This window comes from Bradyrhizobium nivariense (genome assembly GCF_029846695.2).
Taxonomy (GTDB): Bacteria; Pseudomonadota; Alphaproteobacteria; order Rhizobiales; family Xanthobacteraceae; genus Bradyrhizobium.
This window is the reverse complement of sequence record NZ_JARWCR020000116.1, coordinates 1-14113: the sequence shown is the minus strand read 5'-3', so window position 1 is coordinate 14113 and position 14113 is coordinate 1. Positions and strand designations below refer to the sequence as shown.

The window sequence follows — 14113 nt, the reverse complement described above, 5'->3', positions numbered from 1 at the left end:
TTGATCGGCGCGATTAGGGATGATCCCCAAGTTACGAACTTCCCCGCCGCGCATCGCTTCGGCCACTGCAACCGAAATCGTCGCCTTGTGCACATCCAGCCCCACGAAAATGCTATCGTTCATCAGGCCCGCTCCCCATGCTTGAGGCTCGGCGCCGGACCATCCGGCGCAACCCTCGATAGGAGCTTGCCGCGGGGCGGGCCGCCCGTCACCTCAGAGGGCAAACATAGGGTCTAGTTAGAGAATCGTCGTGTTGAAGATCGCGGCGTGGCCAACATAATAGGCAAACAGGGTGAGCGTCAGCGCCGCGCATAGTCCTGCCGGGGCCAGCCAAGGCGCGCGATGGTCTGACTCGGCCTGCCGGGTATCGGAAACGATCGCGACCAGGACGACGATGATCGCCGAATGCCCGATGACATCGAGCTTGCCGAATTCGAAGCACGCGCTGATAAACATGCCGAGCAACATGGCCGCCGCAATGCGCCGGACCAGCGGCGTCCAGGCCAAGGCGAAAGCGAGGGTGAACTCGACCATGCCCGCGGCCCGCATGTAGAACTCGTTATTGAATCCAAGCGTGATGCCGGGGTGCTCGATCAGGAGCGGAAAGCTCCATTCCGGATAGGCCCACTTCTCGATCGACGCCCACATCAACGTGACGGCGGTCGCATACCGCACCACGTCGAGCGGCGAAACCCCGAACAGGTCCTTTTGCAGCCCGGTGAGAGCAAGGTAGGCCGCAAACCCCAGAAAGATCGGATAATCGGCCAGATGGAAGGTGCCGTAGTCCCCTACCGCGAGCGCGAATAACACCGTGATCCCGGCTGCGGATAGCGGCATCGTGCGCCGCGACAGCAGGCCGGCGGCGATAGCGAGCTGCAAAGGCCCGACCAGCGCGGACGTCGTTTTCAATTCGGGGGTCAGGATGATACCTCCAACCGCCCAGAGCGAGATGAAGAAAAACCCGCAGACCGCGCGCATCATCAGCTCGGTGTGCAGCTCCAGCGTCTCCGTGAAGCGGTTAAGTGAGCGGGCGATCAGCTCGCCCAGAGACGTCCGCTCGACCACACAGCCGGAAAAGAACCAAAGCAAGGCAACGCCCAGGAGCAGCTCAAAATCCTGGCATAGAACGTTCTCAAGGCCCCGCGGCTGGCCCGCAGCGTCATAGGCACAGAACCATTTGACGTGGGCGGCTGCCTCTTGGGCCCCCAGGATCCAGAAGCAGAATCCGGCGATGGACGTGGCAAACAGGTAGATTGCTCGGGATGCCGAAACGGCATCTCGTCCCAGAGACCTGAACATTTCAAAAAACCGCCCGTCCTAAAAGCACAGCCTTAACGATTTATTCACCTTAGCATAAATTTTAAGGTTTGTGGCGTCCGTCGCATCCGCTGGTTGTTCAGTGGTTAATGGGCTGCGCCGGGGCTGAATTAGATGGCCAGGCCACCCGCAAATCCTTTCAAACTTTACGGAATTCGAGGACGGCCCTTCAATCCGACGGGATTAGTGAAGGATAGGCAAGCGGATGGTTGGAGCAGTCCATGTTCGGAGCGTTAAGTGCGGCAGGTATGGCGGTGGGCTCGGTGCTGGCCCGCGGCGCAAAGCGCTACGCAGTGCGCACCGAAACCCTGGAGGCTTGGACAGGCGCCCTTTTTATTTTCGGCTTTGGCCTGTTGGGGTCGACATTGCCACACCTCCATTGAGCCTTCTCGGCCGACCCGATCAGGGAGCTTGTGGTCGGGGCACCTCAGGGAAAGGCGCGGTCGGGGACAAGGCTGTAAGCGTTTGAAGAAAGGCGATCAGATCGGTCTTTTCGTCCACCGTAAGAAATAGTGGCCGAATCGAAGGCGATCGGCTCGGACGATCAATCCCCCCCTTGTCATAGAGTTCGATCACCTCTTCGAGCGTTGCCACCGATCCGTCATGCATATACGGCGCGCGGCGCGCGACATCGCGCAAGGTCGGCGTCTTGAACGCGTATCGCAGCTTTTGCGATGTCGGAAACAGTCGTCCGCGCCCGATATTATCATCGCTTGCGGTGCCGATATCCTGGAACGATCCATCTGTAAAAGACGGCCCGCTGTGGCAGCTTGAGCACCGTGCTTTGCCGTTGAAAATCTCGAAGCCGCGTTTCGCCGGCGCGTTGATCGCGGTGTCATCCCCCATGATCCAGCGATCGAATGGCGATTCGCCAGCGACGATGGTGCGTTCAAAAGTCGCCAAGGCGGCTTCGATCCTTGGGCGCGTAATCGCACTGTCTCCGAATGCGCTTGCGAATGCGTCACCATAGGCCGGTGCGGCGGAGAGACGGTCAATCAGCTCCGCTTCCGTCAGGTTCATGTTCGCCCGGCCGGTGATCGGACCAAAGGTCACTGCTTCGATATCCCTGAACTTTCCATCCCAGCCTAACGGTTCACTGAACGCTACATCGATCAGACTGGGCGAACGCAACGGCAGGCCTTTCGGGTCCTCCCCGATTGCACGCGCATGGCCATCACCCCACGAAAGCGACGGGTTGTGGCAAGTCGCACAGGAAACGCTACGGGACCGCGAGAGCAGTGGGTCGAAGAACAACATCTGCCCAAGGCCGGCTTTCGCCGCGGAGTAGGGATTGTCATCCGGAAAAGGAATGGTCGCGGGCCGACGGTAGCTGGCACGGATCTCCGTAGCCTCGCCTGGTTTCTCGGCGGACCTCAAGGCAAAACGCTGGCCCAGCGGGAAAAGCGCCGCAAGTAAAGCCAGGCTGACCCAGACCTTCATCGGCTCCTCGGATGGAAATACCGGATCTGTATATGAAGTGTTAGTCAACGAAGCTTTAATGGATGACAGCAGATCCGAACGAATGCCGACAGTGTACCGAAGAGCAAGTTGATGATGCTCGGCTCCAGTCGCCCGACGTGCCATTACGTAACGGCGCATCCAGCACGCGGTCGGGTCGGGGTAGCTGGTAGCGCTGCATGGAGCCGGCCAATACGGCCAAATGGGTGGTCTCGGGCAGTGAAAGAATTGGCCGCGTCCTGATGGGGGTCGCCACCGCCCCGGCGATATGCACAACGCTGCCACTGTATTCGCGTTGGGGCAAACCCGTGAGCAAAGCTCCTCGCATGGGCTGCCGAGGTGCTGCGTCTAGTTAAGCTTTGGCCTCCTCTCATCGATGTAGGCCTGCAAGTCCGCTTGGGCTTGCTCGATCAACCACAATGCGCGGAGCGGCGCGCCCGTGCGCTTTCCGACCTCCATGACACGATCGAGCTCTCGCCTGAGCTCGTAGACCGCGGCGAGCAGCTCAAACTCGATCTGTCGGGACATGTTTTGCGCATGAAAGTCGCAGCCAGATCAGCCGGACAAGCTCGGCGACATACCGCCGTCGCAGCGTCTTGCATAGATGCGCAAGCCGCTCTGCTTCCGCGCCCGGCAAATGAAAACACATGGTCCAATAGAAATTGGTTCAGAATTAAACTTCATTCAAGCGCAACCAGAGGTCGACTGCAAGCGAAAAGGCCAGCGATATTGAGCGACTGAGGACGCCGAGAAGCCACCAAAATCGTCATTCGCAGGAAGCCGTCCGTCCGAGCACTACCGCATTGCGATCCTACTTAGCCCGCCAGGGCGCGCGAACCGTCGCCGTCCGGTTGACGTGGCTGATGGACTGCCGGCTGCTCAAGGCGATCATCAACCCAGTCACTGATCTGCGACCGAACCAAGCACCAGCAACCCGGCGCGCGCGCCTAACCCGCAATCATCAGAGTTGCGGCCGAACCACTCCGGCAAGTTACGAAGCGTTCGCCCGCGTCCGTTCGCCGGCCCCGCGTCGGCGTTGCCGACGTCGGATCGGTCCCAGGCGCCTGACAGGCAGCCGCAGCGCAGGCGGCTCCGTCGACGCCTCGGGTTGCGTTTCTGTATTCGCCGGCTCCGGATCGCAAGGACGTGCTTCCATCATGTCCAGCACAGCGCGACCGTTGTCGGTGATCCGCCAGCCGCCGTTCAGTCGCTCGATCAGCGCTTGCGAAAAGATGTCGAGATCAGGCACCCGCGACGCCAAGCGCTTGGTGCGCTCGGCCCAGTCGTGTCCACTCGTCGCGAGGATTGCCATATCCCGCTTGAGATCCGCCATTGGCGCGAAGCCGCCGGGATAGCTCACCAATATCTTCAGCACCGTGACCTGGAAGTTCACCCGCCCCCCCTGTAGCCCGACAGCGTAGATCCTTCTGGGCGACCTTCGCAAGCGACCCGGCTTCGTGCTTCGGACCGTCCAGCGAGGTATCGCTTTTCTCGGCGGACTCCAGCACTTCGAAGCCGCGCGAGTGCAGGCGCCGTTTCGTCAACGAGAAAGATGCTGGTGACCCAAGCCGCACATCCTGTGGTCGAAGGCGCTTCGTCCAATTGGACCACGAGGCGCCTAGTGCCAGCACTGCTTGCGGAGCCGGATTGCCTTCGGGAATGAACCGCCAGCATGCTGGCGGTTCCAATGTACCGCCGTGAGATCGTGACGATCTCAAGCTCCGCTCCATGATTCGTGGGGCGCGATCTCAGTGGGATGCCAAGGGTGTTCTCGGGTTCTCAGGTGACCGGCAGATCGGGCTGCAGATTCGCAATTGCAGTCCAAGCCCGCTGCCTTCAATCGATGGTATCGGCCTTCGGCAGCAATTGTCCCGTCAGTCGATGGCCCGCGCCGGCAGCTTTCTCCGCCGACGTGGAATCTGTTCACTCGGCTCAACGAGCCGCAAGACGGTCTTGCAGATCGGGCACCTATAGGAGCGGATCTCCCATTTCAGCGTCACCGGCTCTGAGAAGATCGGCCCCCTCTCGACGTCGCAGACGGAGCAAATTGGTGCGGCCACAGCAATTTCTTTCGGAGTATCGGATGGGGAGCCGCTTCGTTCGCGATCAAGCTTCTGTTGTTGGAGGAAACGGGCTCGCCGCAGTGGAAGCGGCCGGTAGCGAATCTAACATCACTGGGCAGAAACCGTGTTCCGACAGTGCAAACCGACCTGGTTGGACGGCAGTCGTAGCGAGCTGGTAGTCCTTCAGGTCGCGATCACCATCGCGATCCAACGTCATCTTGGCGATGAGACGCCGTTGCTCGTGCTCCCTCAGCTTGAAGAACTTCACCGTCACGGTTCTCACGTTAACGGGCGGCACAGGCGTCGTCATCGGCACCTCCTCGACCTTTAGGGCGGCCAGTTCCGGCTCTGCTACTGCCGCTGCGGTCGGCTTTGCTATGGCCGGCGCTTGCGTCACAATGGTCGGCCGCTGCCATTTCGGCAAATCGAACCGCTCGTCCCAGATTTCGTTGTTGTCACGATCCGTGACGGCGAGAAAATGGTCGGTCTCATGCGTTCGCACCCAGATCTTGACCACGAGCGAACGCTTCTCTTCGGCCTCCTCTAGCACGGACACGTCGATCCAGTTGTAACCCGGCTTCCATGATCTCTCGTCTCGGGCGGGCTGCAAAGCCCCGGCCCGTATTCGGACGTAATGCTTGCCTTCTTCCACGCGAAGAGTGTGCTCATGGCCAAAAAGATGAATTTTCGCGACAGAATTGATCCTATCCTCGAAGGGTTGGCTGTTGCGAATCCAGTTGAACGGATGGTGGCACATCACCAGATGAGCGACGCCGTCCTGACGCTCAATCTGCGCGGCGGCCGGATCGACCAGCATCTCGTCCTTTTTGTCGGAAAGGTCGGATACGATGACCGAGTTAAAGCCCCACAGGCGAAGGACGGACCCATCGTTCAGTCCGAGATCCCGGGCGGTGAACGGACGGGCTGAGTCTTTCGCGATCGAACCGTCCTTGTTCATCGTGTATGGGCCGATCGAACACAGAAACTTCGCGGCAAAGCGATTGTAGTTCTCGATTGGTTTGAAGATGATGTTCGCAGAACCTGGATCGCGCAGCCACTTTCTCAACTCATCGTCGACTTTGTCTGCAGGCGTTGCGCGCAAGCTGGCTCTGGCGTGCATCGAGGCGGGCCCGGTCTCGGCCTTGACGTCGACGTCGTGATTGCCGGGTATGACAAAGACATTCTCGATCGCACATCCGGCCGCGGGACACAGCTCCTGCTCCAACCATTCATAGGCGAACTCGTATTCCTTTTCGTGTCCGGCAAAGGCGATGTCCCCCGACAACAGAATGACGTCCACGTTGCGCCTGATCTTTTCGCGCATGTGGCGGACATCCTGGATCAGATCATTACGCAGGCCGCGATTTGGATCGTCCGGACCTACGATCTCGCTGTACTTGAAATGGATGTCAGAGATATGGAGCAGAAGCATTCCTGTATTTTCCGATCAGCTCACCGAAAATTAGATGCGAGCTTGTCAATTGATCTTGGTCATTTTCGCAAAAAGATGGGATCGTTTTCAGCGCCCACAGGCGCGTTACCGCCGGCCGCGATCTTAATCGCCGCCCAGGCATTTTCCGCATTGGGCACTTTGAACTTCTCGTGCATCCAGGTGATGAAGCTCTCCGTTCCCATCAAATCGATATCGAATTCGTTCTCCAGCTGGATCGCAATCCGCGCTTTGTTGTCGTCAACCAGCACGACGGCCGCCTCGCCGTCTTCGAGAACGGTTTCGACGACGTCAAGCACTTGGAGCACGCTTTTCTCTCCGCGCCCCTTCCAGGATGGCTTCAACTCCGGCTTCGACCCGGCCAGCTCCCATGCTTGCATCGCCTTTGAGTATTCCAAGCCCTCATGGGTCTCGACGATGTGAATGCGATTGGCGTTGCGTTGAAACCATTTGGTCAGGGTAGCCCGATGCTCGTTCCGCTGATCGTCTCCCGGATCCGGGACACGCGTGGCCTCCGCTTTGACCATGTCTGGGATCCAGACATCGGCATTCGGCACGAACAGCCAGTCAAGCGCATCACTCCCAACCATCGCTAAAAGCGAAAGCGGGCTCGTGTCGGGAATCAAGATGCGCGAGCGGCGCTCGTCCTCGGCAGCCGGTTCCTGATCGTCGATCATTGCAATCCTAATCTCCGTTCGACGGCTTCGATCTCTGCCCGGACCGCGTCTCTGTTTCGCCCACTAATGGCCGCGTCAGCCATTGTAACAGCGAGACTTCGGAGATCCGAAGTCGAATAGCCGAGCGGGTCACGCATCGGAACACGTCTTACGGTGGGGCGTGGCCTGTCGAGTTCTTGGGGCACTCCCTCGCCCGCTTTTTTCTTGAGACGCCGAAACTCATCGACGGACATCACAACGGATCTCGGCTTGCCGTGGTTCATGATCACCACGGGCCCGGAAACGGCCGCTCGTTGGATTTCCCCTGATTGCTGTTGCAAATCTTGGGAGGAAAAGGTTCGCATCGTAAGCCCTCCAATCAATTCTACGTAATTTACGTATTTTATCCGGGTTTTCAAGGTCGGCGCAACAGCAAAGCGCGCTGAGAAGCATGCGCACTGACCCTCGGTCGCACACATCGCTATCGCCCAGCCCACCCGCGAAAGCGCAGTTTGAACGGCGGCGACGAGCAAAATCGTTGGTACTGGCCGAAATAGGCCACTCGCTTGTTCAAAACAGGCCAGTGTCGGTTGGTGCCCCAACAGAAGGGTACTTCTAAAATGACACTCGAAATTAACCACGTCCCGAACTGGGACGGGGCCGATACCCCGTGTTCACAGGTTGTAGACCATGCTCGCCTCCCGTGTAGGAACGGGGGTTCTGTTGTGTCCAGTGAGTATGAAAATAGTCTCCATTTTGGCGACAATCTGGAAGTCCTGCGCAAAATGCAGCCGGCGAGTGTCGATCTGATCTATCTCGACCCACCGTTCAATTCCAATGCCAACTACAATATTTTGTACGGGACTAAGCGTGGCGGCGCATCCCAAGCTCAGTCTCATGCTTTCGAAGACACATGGACATGGGGCCGGGATGCACAGCGCGCGCTAGAACAAACAGCAGAGCGGCACCTAGAAGCCGGTGCATTGCTTGACTCGTTCCAGCGGGTTTTCCCTGAGAGTGACATGATGGCTTATTTGGCCATGATGGCGGTTCGCCTGATTGAAATGCGGCGCGTCTTGAAGACGACAGGAACGCTTTATCTGCACTGCGACCCGACCGCCAGCCACTACTTGAAAGTGCTATTGGACGCCATATTCGGGCCAACGAGGTTCATCAATGAGATTGTGTGGAAGCGCTACGGCGCACACAACGACTCTGCCACCTACGGGCGCGTGCATGACACAATATTATTTTACGGCCGCTCTGATCAATTTCCTTTCAACAAACAATATGAGCCGTACAGCGAAGAGTACATTGAGGAACGATTCAGATTCAGCGATCCGGACGGACGGCGATGGGCAGAGCAAAACCTAGCTAGTCCAAACCCGCGACCAAATCTGACATATGCCTTCCGCGCAAAAAACGGCGTCACTTATGAACCCCCGCCCAATGGATGGAAATATACTCAAGAGCGCCTGCGGGAGTTGGACGACACCAACCGGTTGCATTATCCAGCGCGTGAAGGTGGACGTTTAAGGCTCAAGAATTATTTGGACGAACGCCTTGGTGTTCCGGTGCAGGATATCTGGACTGACATCACAGTAATCGGCGGTACGAGTCCAGAGCGTCTTAAGTATCCGACACAGAAGCCGCTCGAGCTGTTGAAGCGTATCATTTTAGCGTCTTCGAATGAAGGTGACGTGGTTCTAGATCCATTTTGTGGATGTGGGACTGCAATCGAAGCCGCCCAAGAAGTAGGCCGCAACTGGATCGGTATCGACGTAACCTATTTGGCTATCCACGTTATCGAGGGAAGGCTAGTAAAAGCATTCGGAGAAAAGATCAAAAAGACGTACCAGCTTTTTGGTCAACCGAAAGACCCTGATGACGCACGCGCTTTGGCAGCGCGGGACTGGCTCGAATTTCAGAAATGGGCTGTATTCATGCTTGGTGGTCTCCCTAAAGATCGCGCGGGCGCTGATGGTGGTATTGATGGGATCATTCGGTATCACCGAGTAGGCATAGAGCAGCCGAACCGCGCCGTTGTTTCTGTGAAAGGTGGGCTGAATGTGGGCGTCGATGACGTGCACAAACTCAAATCGGTTGTTAAGCGCGAAAAGGCTGAAGTCGGAATTCTGGTCTGTTTGAAGGAGCCAGGCGCAGCTATGAGGCGTGAAGCGGATTCGGAGGGTGAGGTCGGACCGGCTTCTCGGAAGGTGATGAAACTTCAAATCATCACCGTTGATGATATTTTTAAGCGACACCCCGTTGATTTGCCCGGCATGATTGACCTGCCGGAAGCAGTACCAAGCACGCCAGCCTTCGACCGACCTAAGCGCGGCAAAAAGAAAATTGAAGGTCAGACGGAGATGCTTTTGCCGATCAAAGGCGAGAAGCCCGGAGAAAAGCGGAGGGGCAACAGGCCCATCCGCATTGTTGATATCGAAGTTACCCGCGCAAGCCATCGTAAGAAAACCAAATAGAATTATTTGCGGCCGCCTTCAATTACCGTGAACTTCCGCCGCCGATCTGGCGGGGTCTCGGTGGGGAGCGCAGGGGCAACGGCAAGCGCAGCGTCCACAAGCTGTGCAATGGTCCAAGCCTTGTCAGCCAGCCCCAGCGCCCTCGCTGGCGTCGTGCGCAGGGCTTCATGGGTACGGCACAGATTGTAGTGCGCGACGTACAGCGCGACGGCTGCGACGTGGTTGTCCAGTTTCTTGCTAAAGCCGTTGGTCAGCCGGGTGAACCGACGCGACGCCATGCGCAGCGAAAGGTTCTGACGCTCGACGTAGGAGGTCGAAACGTACTGCTCGGGATCGCCAGATACTACGTCACGGCTTACAGCTACTACGGCGGCGGGCGAGTAGCGGCCCTGCGCTTCCTTTACCAGATGCGTTACCGAGTAGGTCTTTACGATCACACCATGCGAGGCGTTCGGGCCGAAGGCGTCGCGGACAGCGCTGAGGTAGGGCTTGAAGCCGTCCGTTGAGATTTCCGGCTGGCCGATAACTCGGCTGCGGAGATCGTGCAGGAAATCCATGGCGCTTTCGGCATTCCGCTTGCCGACGCCCCAGCTGATGATTGCCTTCTGCGTTCCGGCCATGCCGATGAAAACGTACTGATCGCCCTTGGCGTTGATCTCGTGGCGCTGGACGTTCTTTTGCTTCTTGCCGACGAAGCTCCACATCTCGTCAAGCTCAAGGCGCTCGGTGCGCACACCGACCATGATGCGGTCGTGCAGCTCCATGCAGCCAAGGCCAACGCGGAGGGCCAGGCTGGCGACGGTGCCCCGGTTGACGCCGGTAAGGCGCGAAGCGGTACGGACGCCGACGCCTTCACAGAGCGCGGCAATGACTTCAACCTGCTTTTCGCGGGACAGTACGTTCATCGGAGGGCTCAATCCTCGTTAGGGACGGCCCGTCAGCGACTCTAGAAAACACGCCTTCCAGAGCGTATATTCTGGTTTGGTTATCGCTTCGGGGCTCAATCCCGGTGTGGTGACTAGGGATCGATAGCGTTCCAGCGCCGTCGGTCCCGCTAAATTGGTGGAAGCGGTGGGTTTCGAACCCACGAGACGTTACGAGGGGTATGGACGCCCAAACGTCTGCCGAGGGGTAAGCTCGGTGCAATAGGCCACTCTGCCACGCTTCCGCACGCAAAAAGCCTCCTTGGCCGAACAGGTTAGGGAGGCTTTTTCGCGAATTCCGCAATTTGAAAACTCCGGAGCTTCAAACGTGGCAGAAACGTACTTCAAAAATCCTGTTGCGGTCAACCAGTAAATTTGAAATACTACTTCATCGATTTGAAGGAGCCAACTTTATGACGGCGATACAGGTGGTTGAGAAATTCGGCGGCCCTGCAGCACTGGCCAAGTTGCTGGGGAAGGGGCAGAGCACGATTGCGTACTGGCAAAAGGTCGGCACCATCCCTGCCAAGTGGCAGCCAATCCTGATGGACTTGGCCTCTCGCCATGGGGTTGGATTAAGCGCCAGCGACTTCGTTCCGATAGTGCCGGAGGATTTGAAGCCTGCAGAACCGGAAGTTTCTGGAACACCTAGGGCAACTCATTTCGGCGATTTGGCAATCGGAGACGCACTGCTGCCGTCCTACGTTCTCGACAATGGCGCGCGAGTTTTCAGCCTGAAAGGTATTGTCGTCGGCTTGATCGGCACCGAGGGCGGGCAACTGGCCGAATATCTCAAGGTTCGCGCGCTCCGCGATTTTTTACCGGAGGATTTGAAGCCTGCAGACGACGGGACCATTCCGGCATTGATCAAATTTGATACTGGCGGAAAGGGAGACTTCCGATACGCCATGGGGCTTCCAGTGGAACGCTTCATTGATCTATGCGCGGCCTACACGGACGCGCTGCAGGAGCACCTAAATCCAGATAGCGAATTCAAGCTGACTCCGCGCCAAATCGAGATCACCAAGCGCGCGATTGCGTTTGATCGCGCGTGTGCCAAGGTCGGCATTATCGCACTTGTGGATGAGGTCACGGGCTATCAATACGTTCGCGAACGCGAAGCCCTGCAACTGAAGCTAAATCTTTTCCTCAGCGAAGAAATGCGGAAATGGGAAAAGACCTTCCCGGATCAGCTATGGATCGAATTTGGGCGCCTGACGAAATGGACCGGACCAGTTCACTCGCGGCCCAAATATTGGGGCAAACTCGTCACGGAACTAATTTACGAGTACCTCGATAGAGACGTGGCAAAATGGCTCAAGGAAAATGCGCCGAAGCCGATAAAGGGGCAAAATTACCATCAGTGGCTCAATGCTCAGTACGGGCTTAAGAAGCTCATGGAGCACATTTGGACAGTGGTAGGCATGGCTGCAGCCTGCAAAACAATGCCAGAGTTGCGGGAAAAAATGGCGGAGCGGTACGGAAAAGTCCCGGTCCAGCTAACCCTGTATCTTGACCCGCCTAAAAACGAACGGGCGTCATGATCCCCACTCAAGAGGCCGCCCACTGAGGCGGCCTTACTTCATGGAAAAAACGCCACCCGCTTAATATGTATCGCGGGCAGCGGCTTTCCAGCCCCGAGGGGGATGATGCAAAACCCCGGTAGCAGCATAAATTGCATCTTCACGTCGCTGGGTCTGAGCAAAATTGCTCACTCTGATCAACTGATGCGGCCTTAACTCGCGAGCAAGGCTCCTATGACCCCTGAAGAGTATTTGGAACGGGCGGAGCGTTACCGGAAGGCGCTGGAAACGGCCAAGGACGCCTCCACCCGCTATCACCTCGAAGCCATGGAACGGAGCTACCGGACGCTGGCCGAGAGCGAACGGGCTCTGCGCAAGTCAGGCGTGATCGTGAATGCCTTGGACAAGCTGGGCGATAGCGACAAAGCAAAATAGGCCACTGCTGAAATCAACTTAGGCCACTAGGGGTTAAAACAGGCCAGTACCAATCGGTCAGCCTTTAGCCGATGCCCCACTCCGCGAGCGTTGCGCTTCTCTGCTCCTTGCTCAAGCCGGACAACGATGCACGGCCGACCTTTTTATTCGGCGCCGGAACATCGTTTTCGTCCGGCATTCCGCTTGCCGGTGAAAGCGTCAATCGTCTCGCCAAGCAGGTCTACGCCGAACGCGTTCTCGGCGGCAAAACACTCATCGAGCAGATCAAAGTGTCGGAGTGGACTGATTGGCTGCATCGCCAACTATGGTTCATCGGTGAGGCCGGGCATCTAGCCGAAAACTTTCCATTGCTGATCCAGCATCAGCTCCAACCCGAAGGCTATCGCCGCAACCTCCTTCTCGATCTCGTCGCCTTGCGGCAGGAACTTGGTGCCGGTTATCGCGCCGTCGCTGAGCTTGTGTTGCGCGGTCTGGCGGGAACGATCCTGACCACCAACTTCGACGTTTGCCTGCCCAAAGCCTTAAACGACAAGCACCCGCATATCCGTCATGTGTGCGAGGTCAACCGGAAACCTCAGGATTTTGAGGAATACTCTCCCTTCGCGCGGGCGCAAATCGTCTGGCTACACGGCAAAGCGGAGCAGTACACTGATCGCAACCTCATCAGCGAGACGCAAACGCTCGACGCAGAGCTTGTTCAAAAGCTTGTCCCGCTATTGGAAGCAACCCCGCTTGTTGTGGTCGGGTATCGCGGGGCCGAAGCGTCGGTCATGCAATCCTTGCTCGGCGACGCGACGGGCCTCAAGTTTCGCCAAGGGATCTACTGGTGCCATCGTCCCGGCGAAGCGCCCCACCCAAATGTTGAGGCACTGGCCCAGCGGTTAGGATCAAATTTCCGCTATGTTGAGATTGACGGCTTCGACGAACTGTTCGTCGACCTCGACCGCGAGCTCACCAGCGTCCAACGATTCACGACGCAGGACGTTGCGACCACGGCGCGTCAGTTTGACAATGAGCCGGTCATGGGCGCCACATGGGCGGACGTTGATACGGACCTTGCGCTCACCACCCTCCGCAAGTATTGCGCTAAGCTCAAACGCGGGCCGGTCGAAGCCTCGCAGCTCAAGGCGCTCATGCACGAGTTGGGTCTCCTGGTCCAAGTCGACCGCGCCGAAAAGCCAAGCGCCGCGTGCATCCTACTGTTCGGCCGCGATACAGGGCCGCTTCTTCCCGCACAGCGTGATTGAAGCCACCGAAGCAGGTAAGAAGCGCCGCGTCTTTAACGGCAACCTCATCAGCCAACACAAGGCCGTGCTCGACTGGTTCGAAGAGGAAGCCATTAATCCGCCGATCAAGGTGAAGGCGCGCCGTCAGCACGAGACGCGCAATTCCTATCCGGACCGCGCCTTGGTGGAATTGCTGGTAAACGTGATCGTCCACCGCGACTTCTCGATCGCCTTAACGTCCAAGATCGACGTTATTCCCAACCAATCGATCCGCTTTGCGAATCCAGGCGCCCGTCTGCCGTCGGCCATGAATCGCCTGAAGCTTGGTCCCGGCGGCGCATTTGAGCCGGTGCCGCAATTCAGCGAGTTGCGTAACCGGGCGCTCTGCGACCTGTTCTTCGGCATCAACGCCATGGAGCGCGCAGGTACGGGCCTCACCGACACGAGGGAGCTAGCCCGTCCTATTCGTGAGAGTGCGGTTTTTGGTCGGATTGATGCGGCCGCACATCTCCTCTGACGAGGCGCACAGGACTGCCTTCGGCTTTTCACCGCCTGACGACCCGTACTTTGCAACGCGCT

The 14113-nt window shown here is 57.9% G+C and carries 14 protein-coding genes and 1 tRNA gene; 6 read left to right on the top strand and 9 right to left on the bottom strand.

Annotated elements, in window-relative coordinates; genetic code table 11:
• Window positions 1-237: 237 nt before the first annotated feature.
• Complete coding sequence (locus tag QCM77_RS43860) at window positions 238-1299, bottom strand: hypothetical protein (RefSeq protein ID WP_280096914.1); 1062 nt, start codon at window positions 1297-1299, stop codon at window positions 238-240.
• 239 nt (window positions 1300-1538) lie between these two features.
• Between QCM77_RS43860 and QCM77_RS43855 the strand changes: the two genes are divergently transcribed.
• On the top strand, window positions 1539-1700 hold the full coding sequence (locus tag QCM77_RS43855; protein WP_280096913.1) for a hypothetical protein: 162 nt from the start codon (window positions 1539-1541) through the stop codon (window positions 1698-1700).
• A 19-nt stretch (window positions 1701-1719) separates the two neighbouring features.
• Here QCM77_RS43855 and QCM77_RS43850 read toward each other — a convergent pair whose 3' ends face one another.
• The 6 genes from QCM77_RS43850 to QCM77_RS43825 all read right to left on the bottom strand — a co-directional run bounded on the left by QCM77_RS43850 (window position 1720) and on the right by QCM77_RS43825 (window position 7309).
• A complete protein-coding gene (locus QCM77_RS43850; protein WP_280096912.1) occupies window positions 1720-2757 on the bottom strand; it encodes a cytochrome-c peroxidase in 1038 nt (345 codons plus the stop codon).
• Between the two features lie 366 nt (window positions 2758-3123).
• Window positions 3124-3303 carry a hypothetical protein gene (locus QCM77_RS43845; RefSeq protein ID WP_280096911.1) on the bottom strand — a complete coding sequence of 60 codons (180 nt, stop codon included), beginning with the start codon at window positions 3301-3303 and terminating at the stop codon, window positions 3124-3126.
• A gap of 463 nt (window positions 3304-3766) precedes the next feature.
• Window positions 3767-4168, bottom strand: a complete 402-nt coding sequence (locus QCM77_RS43840) for a hypothetical protein (RefSeq protein ID WP_280096910.1) — start codon at window positions 4166-4168, stop codon at window positions 3767-3769.
• 713 nt (window positions 4169-4881) lie between these two features.
• Window positions 4882-6270 (bottom strand): metallophosphoesterase, encoded by a 1389-nt coding sequence (locus QCM77_RS43835; protein WP_280096909.1) that lies wholly within the window; start codon window positions 6268-6270, stop codon window positions 4882-4884.
• Window positions 6271-6329: 59 nt separating this feature from the next.
• A complete protein-coding gene (locus QCM77_RS43830; RefSeq protein WP_280096908.1) occupies window positions 6330-6965 on the bottom strand; it encodes a hypothetical protein in 636 nt (211 codons plus the stop codon).
• Window positions 6962-7309: a type II toxin-antitoxin system prevent-host-death family antitoxin gene (locus tag QCM77_RS43825; protein WP_280096907.1), complete on the bottom strand. Its 348-nt coding sequence runs from the start codon at window positions 7307-7309 to the stop codon at window positions 6962-6964. The genes QCM77_RS43830 and QCM77_RS43825 overlap by 4 nt, the downstream gene beginning before the upstream one ends.
• 360 nt (window positions 7310-7669) lie before the next feature.
• Here QCM77_RS43825 and QCM77_RS43820 point away from each other — a divergent pair, with 360 nt between their 5' ends.
• On the top strand, window positions 7670-9427 hold the full coding sequence (locus QCM77_RS43820) for a DNA methyltransferase (RefSeq protein WP_280096906.1): 1758 nt from the start codon (window positions 7670-7672) through the stop codon (window positions 9425-9427).
• A gap of 2 nt (window positions 9428-9429) precedes the next feature.
• Here QCM77_RS43820 and QCM77_RS43815 read toward each other — a convergent pair whose 3' ends face one another.
• Both QCM77_RS43815 and QCM77_RS43810 read right to left on the bottom strand, forming a co-directional pair.
• Window positions 9430-10332, bottom strand: coding sequence for a transposase (locus QCM77_RS43815; protein ID WP_280096905.1), 903 nt, complete (start codon window positions 10330-10332; stop codon window positions 9430-9432).
• Between the two features lie 155 nt (window positions 10333-10487).
• Window positions 10488-10595 (bottom strand) — tRNA-Val (locus tag QCM77_RS43810).
• A 168-nt stretch (window positions 10596-10763) separates the two neighbouring features.
• Here QCM77_RS43810 and QCM77_RS43805 point away from each other — a divergent pair.
• The 4 genes from QCM77_RS43805 (at window position 10764) to QCM77_RS43790 (ending at window position 14051) form a co-directional block, all read left to right on the top strand.
• Window positions 10764-11894, top strand: a complete 1131-nt coding sequence (locus QCM77_RS43805; RefSeq protein WP_280096904.1) for a P63C domain-containing protein — start codon at window positions 10764-10766, stop codon at window positions 11892-11894.
• A 213-nt stretch (window positions 11895-12107) separates the two neighbouring features.
• Window positions 12108-12308: a hypothetical protein gene (locus QCM77_RS43800; protein ID WP_280096903.1), complete on the top strand. Its 201-nt coding sequence runs from the start codon at window positions 12108-12110 to the stop codon at window positions 12306-12308.
• A gap of 107 nt (window positions 12309-12415) precedes the next feature.
• Window positions 12416-13555, top strand: a complete 1140-nt coding sequence (locus tag QCM77_RS43795; RefSeq protein ID WP_280096902.1) for an SIR2 family protein — start codon at window positions 12416-12418, stop codon at window positions 13553-13555.
• Window positions 13548-14051 (top strand): hypothetical protein, encoded by a 504-nt coding sequence (locus QCM77_RS43790; RefSeq protein ID WP_280096901.1) that lies wholly within the window; start codon window positions 13548-13550, stop codon window positions 14049-14051. Before QCM77_RS43795 ends, QCM77_RS43790 begins: the two co-directional genes overlap by 8 nt.
• Window positions 14052-14113: the final 62 nt, after the last annotated feature.

Excerpts from the sequence above, each read along its gene's own strand:
- QCM77_RS43805 (WP_280096904.1), top strand. The coding sequence starts at position 10,764 with ATGACGGCGATACAGGTGGTTGAGAAATTCGGCGGCCCTGCAGCACTG.
- QCM77_RS43845 (WP_280096911.1), bottom strand. The coding sequence starts at position 3,303 with ATGTCCCGACAGATCGAGTTTGAGCTGCTCGCCGCGGTCTACGAGCTC.
- QCM77_RS43800 (WP_280096903.1), top strand. The coding sequence starts at position 12,108 with ATGACCCCTGAAGAGTATTTGGAACGGGCGGAGCGTTACCGGAAGGCG.
- QCM77_RS43835 (WP_280096909.1), bottom strand. The coding sequence starts at position 6,270 with ATGCTTCTGCTCCATATCTCTGACATCCATTTCAAGTACAGCGAGATC.
- QCM77_RS43860 (WP_280096914.1), bottom strand. The coding sequence starts at position 1,299 with ATGTTCAGGTCTCTGGGACGAGATGCCGTTTCGGCATCCCGAGCAATC.
- QCM77_RS43815 (WP_280096905.1), bottom strand. The coding sequence starts at position 10,332 with ATGAACGTACTGTCCCGCGAAAAGCAGGTTGAAGTCATTGCCGCGCTC.
- QCM77_RS43850 (WP_280096912.1), bottom strand. The coding sequence starts at position 2,757 with ATGAAGGTCTGGGTCAGCCTGGCTTTACTTGCGGCGCTTTTCCCGCTG.
- QCM77_RS43825 (WP_280096907.1), bottom strand. The coding sequence starts at position 7,309 with ATGCGAACCTTTTCCTCCCAAGATTTGCAACAGCAATCAGGGGAAATC.
- QCM77_RS43830 (WP_280096908.1), bottom strand. The coding sequence starts at position 6,965 with ATGATCGACGATCAGGAACCGGCTGCCGAGGACGAGCGCCGCTCGCGC.
- QCM77_RS43855 (WP_280096913.1), top strand. The coding sequence starts at position 1,539 with ATGTTCGGAGCGTTAAGTGCGGCAGGTATGGCGGTGGGCTCGGTGCTG.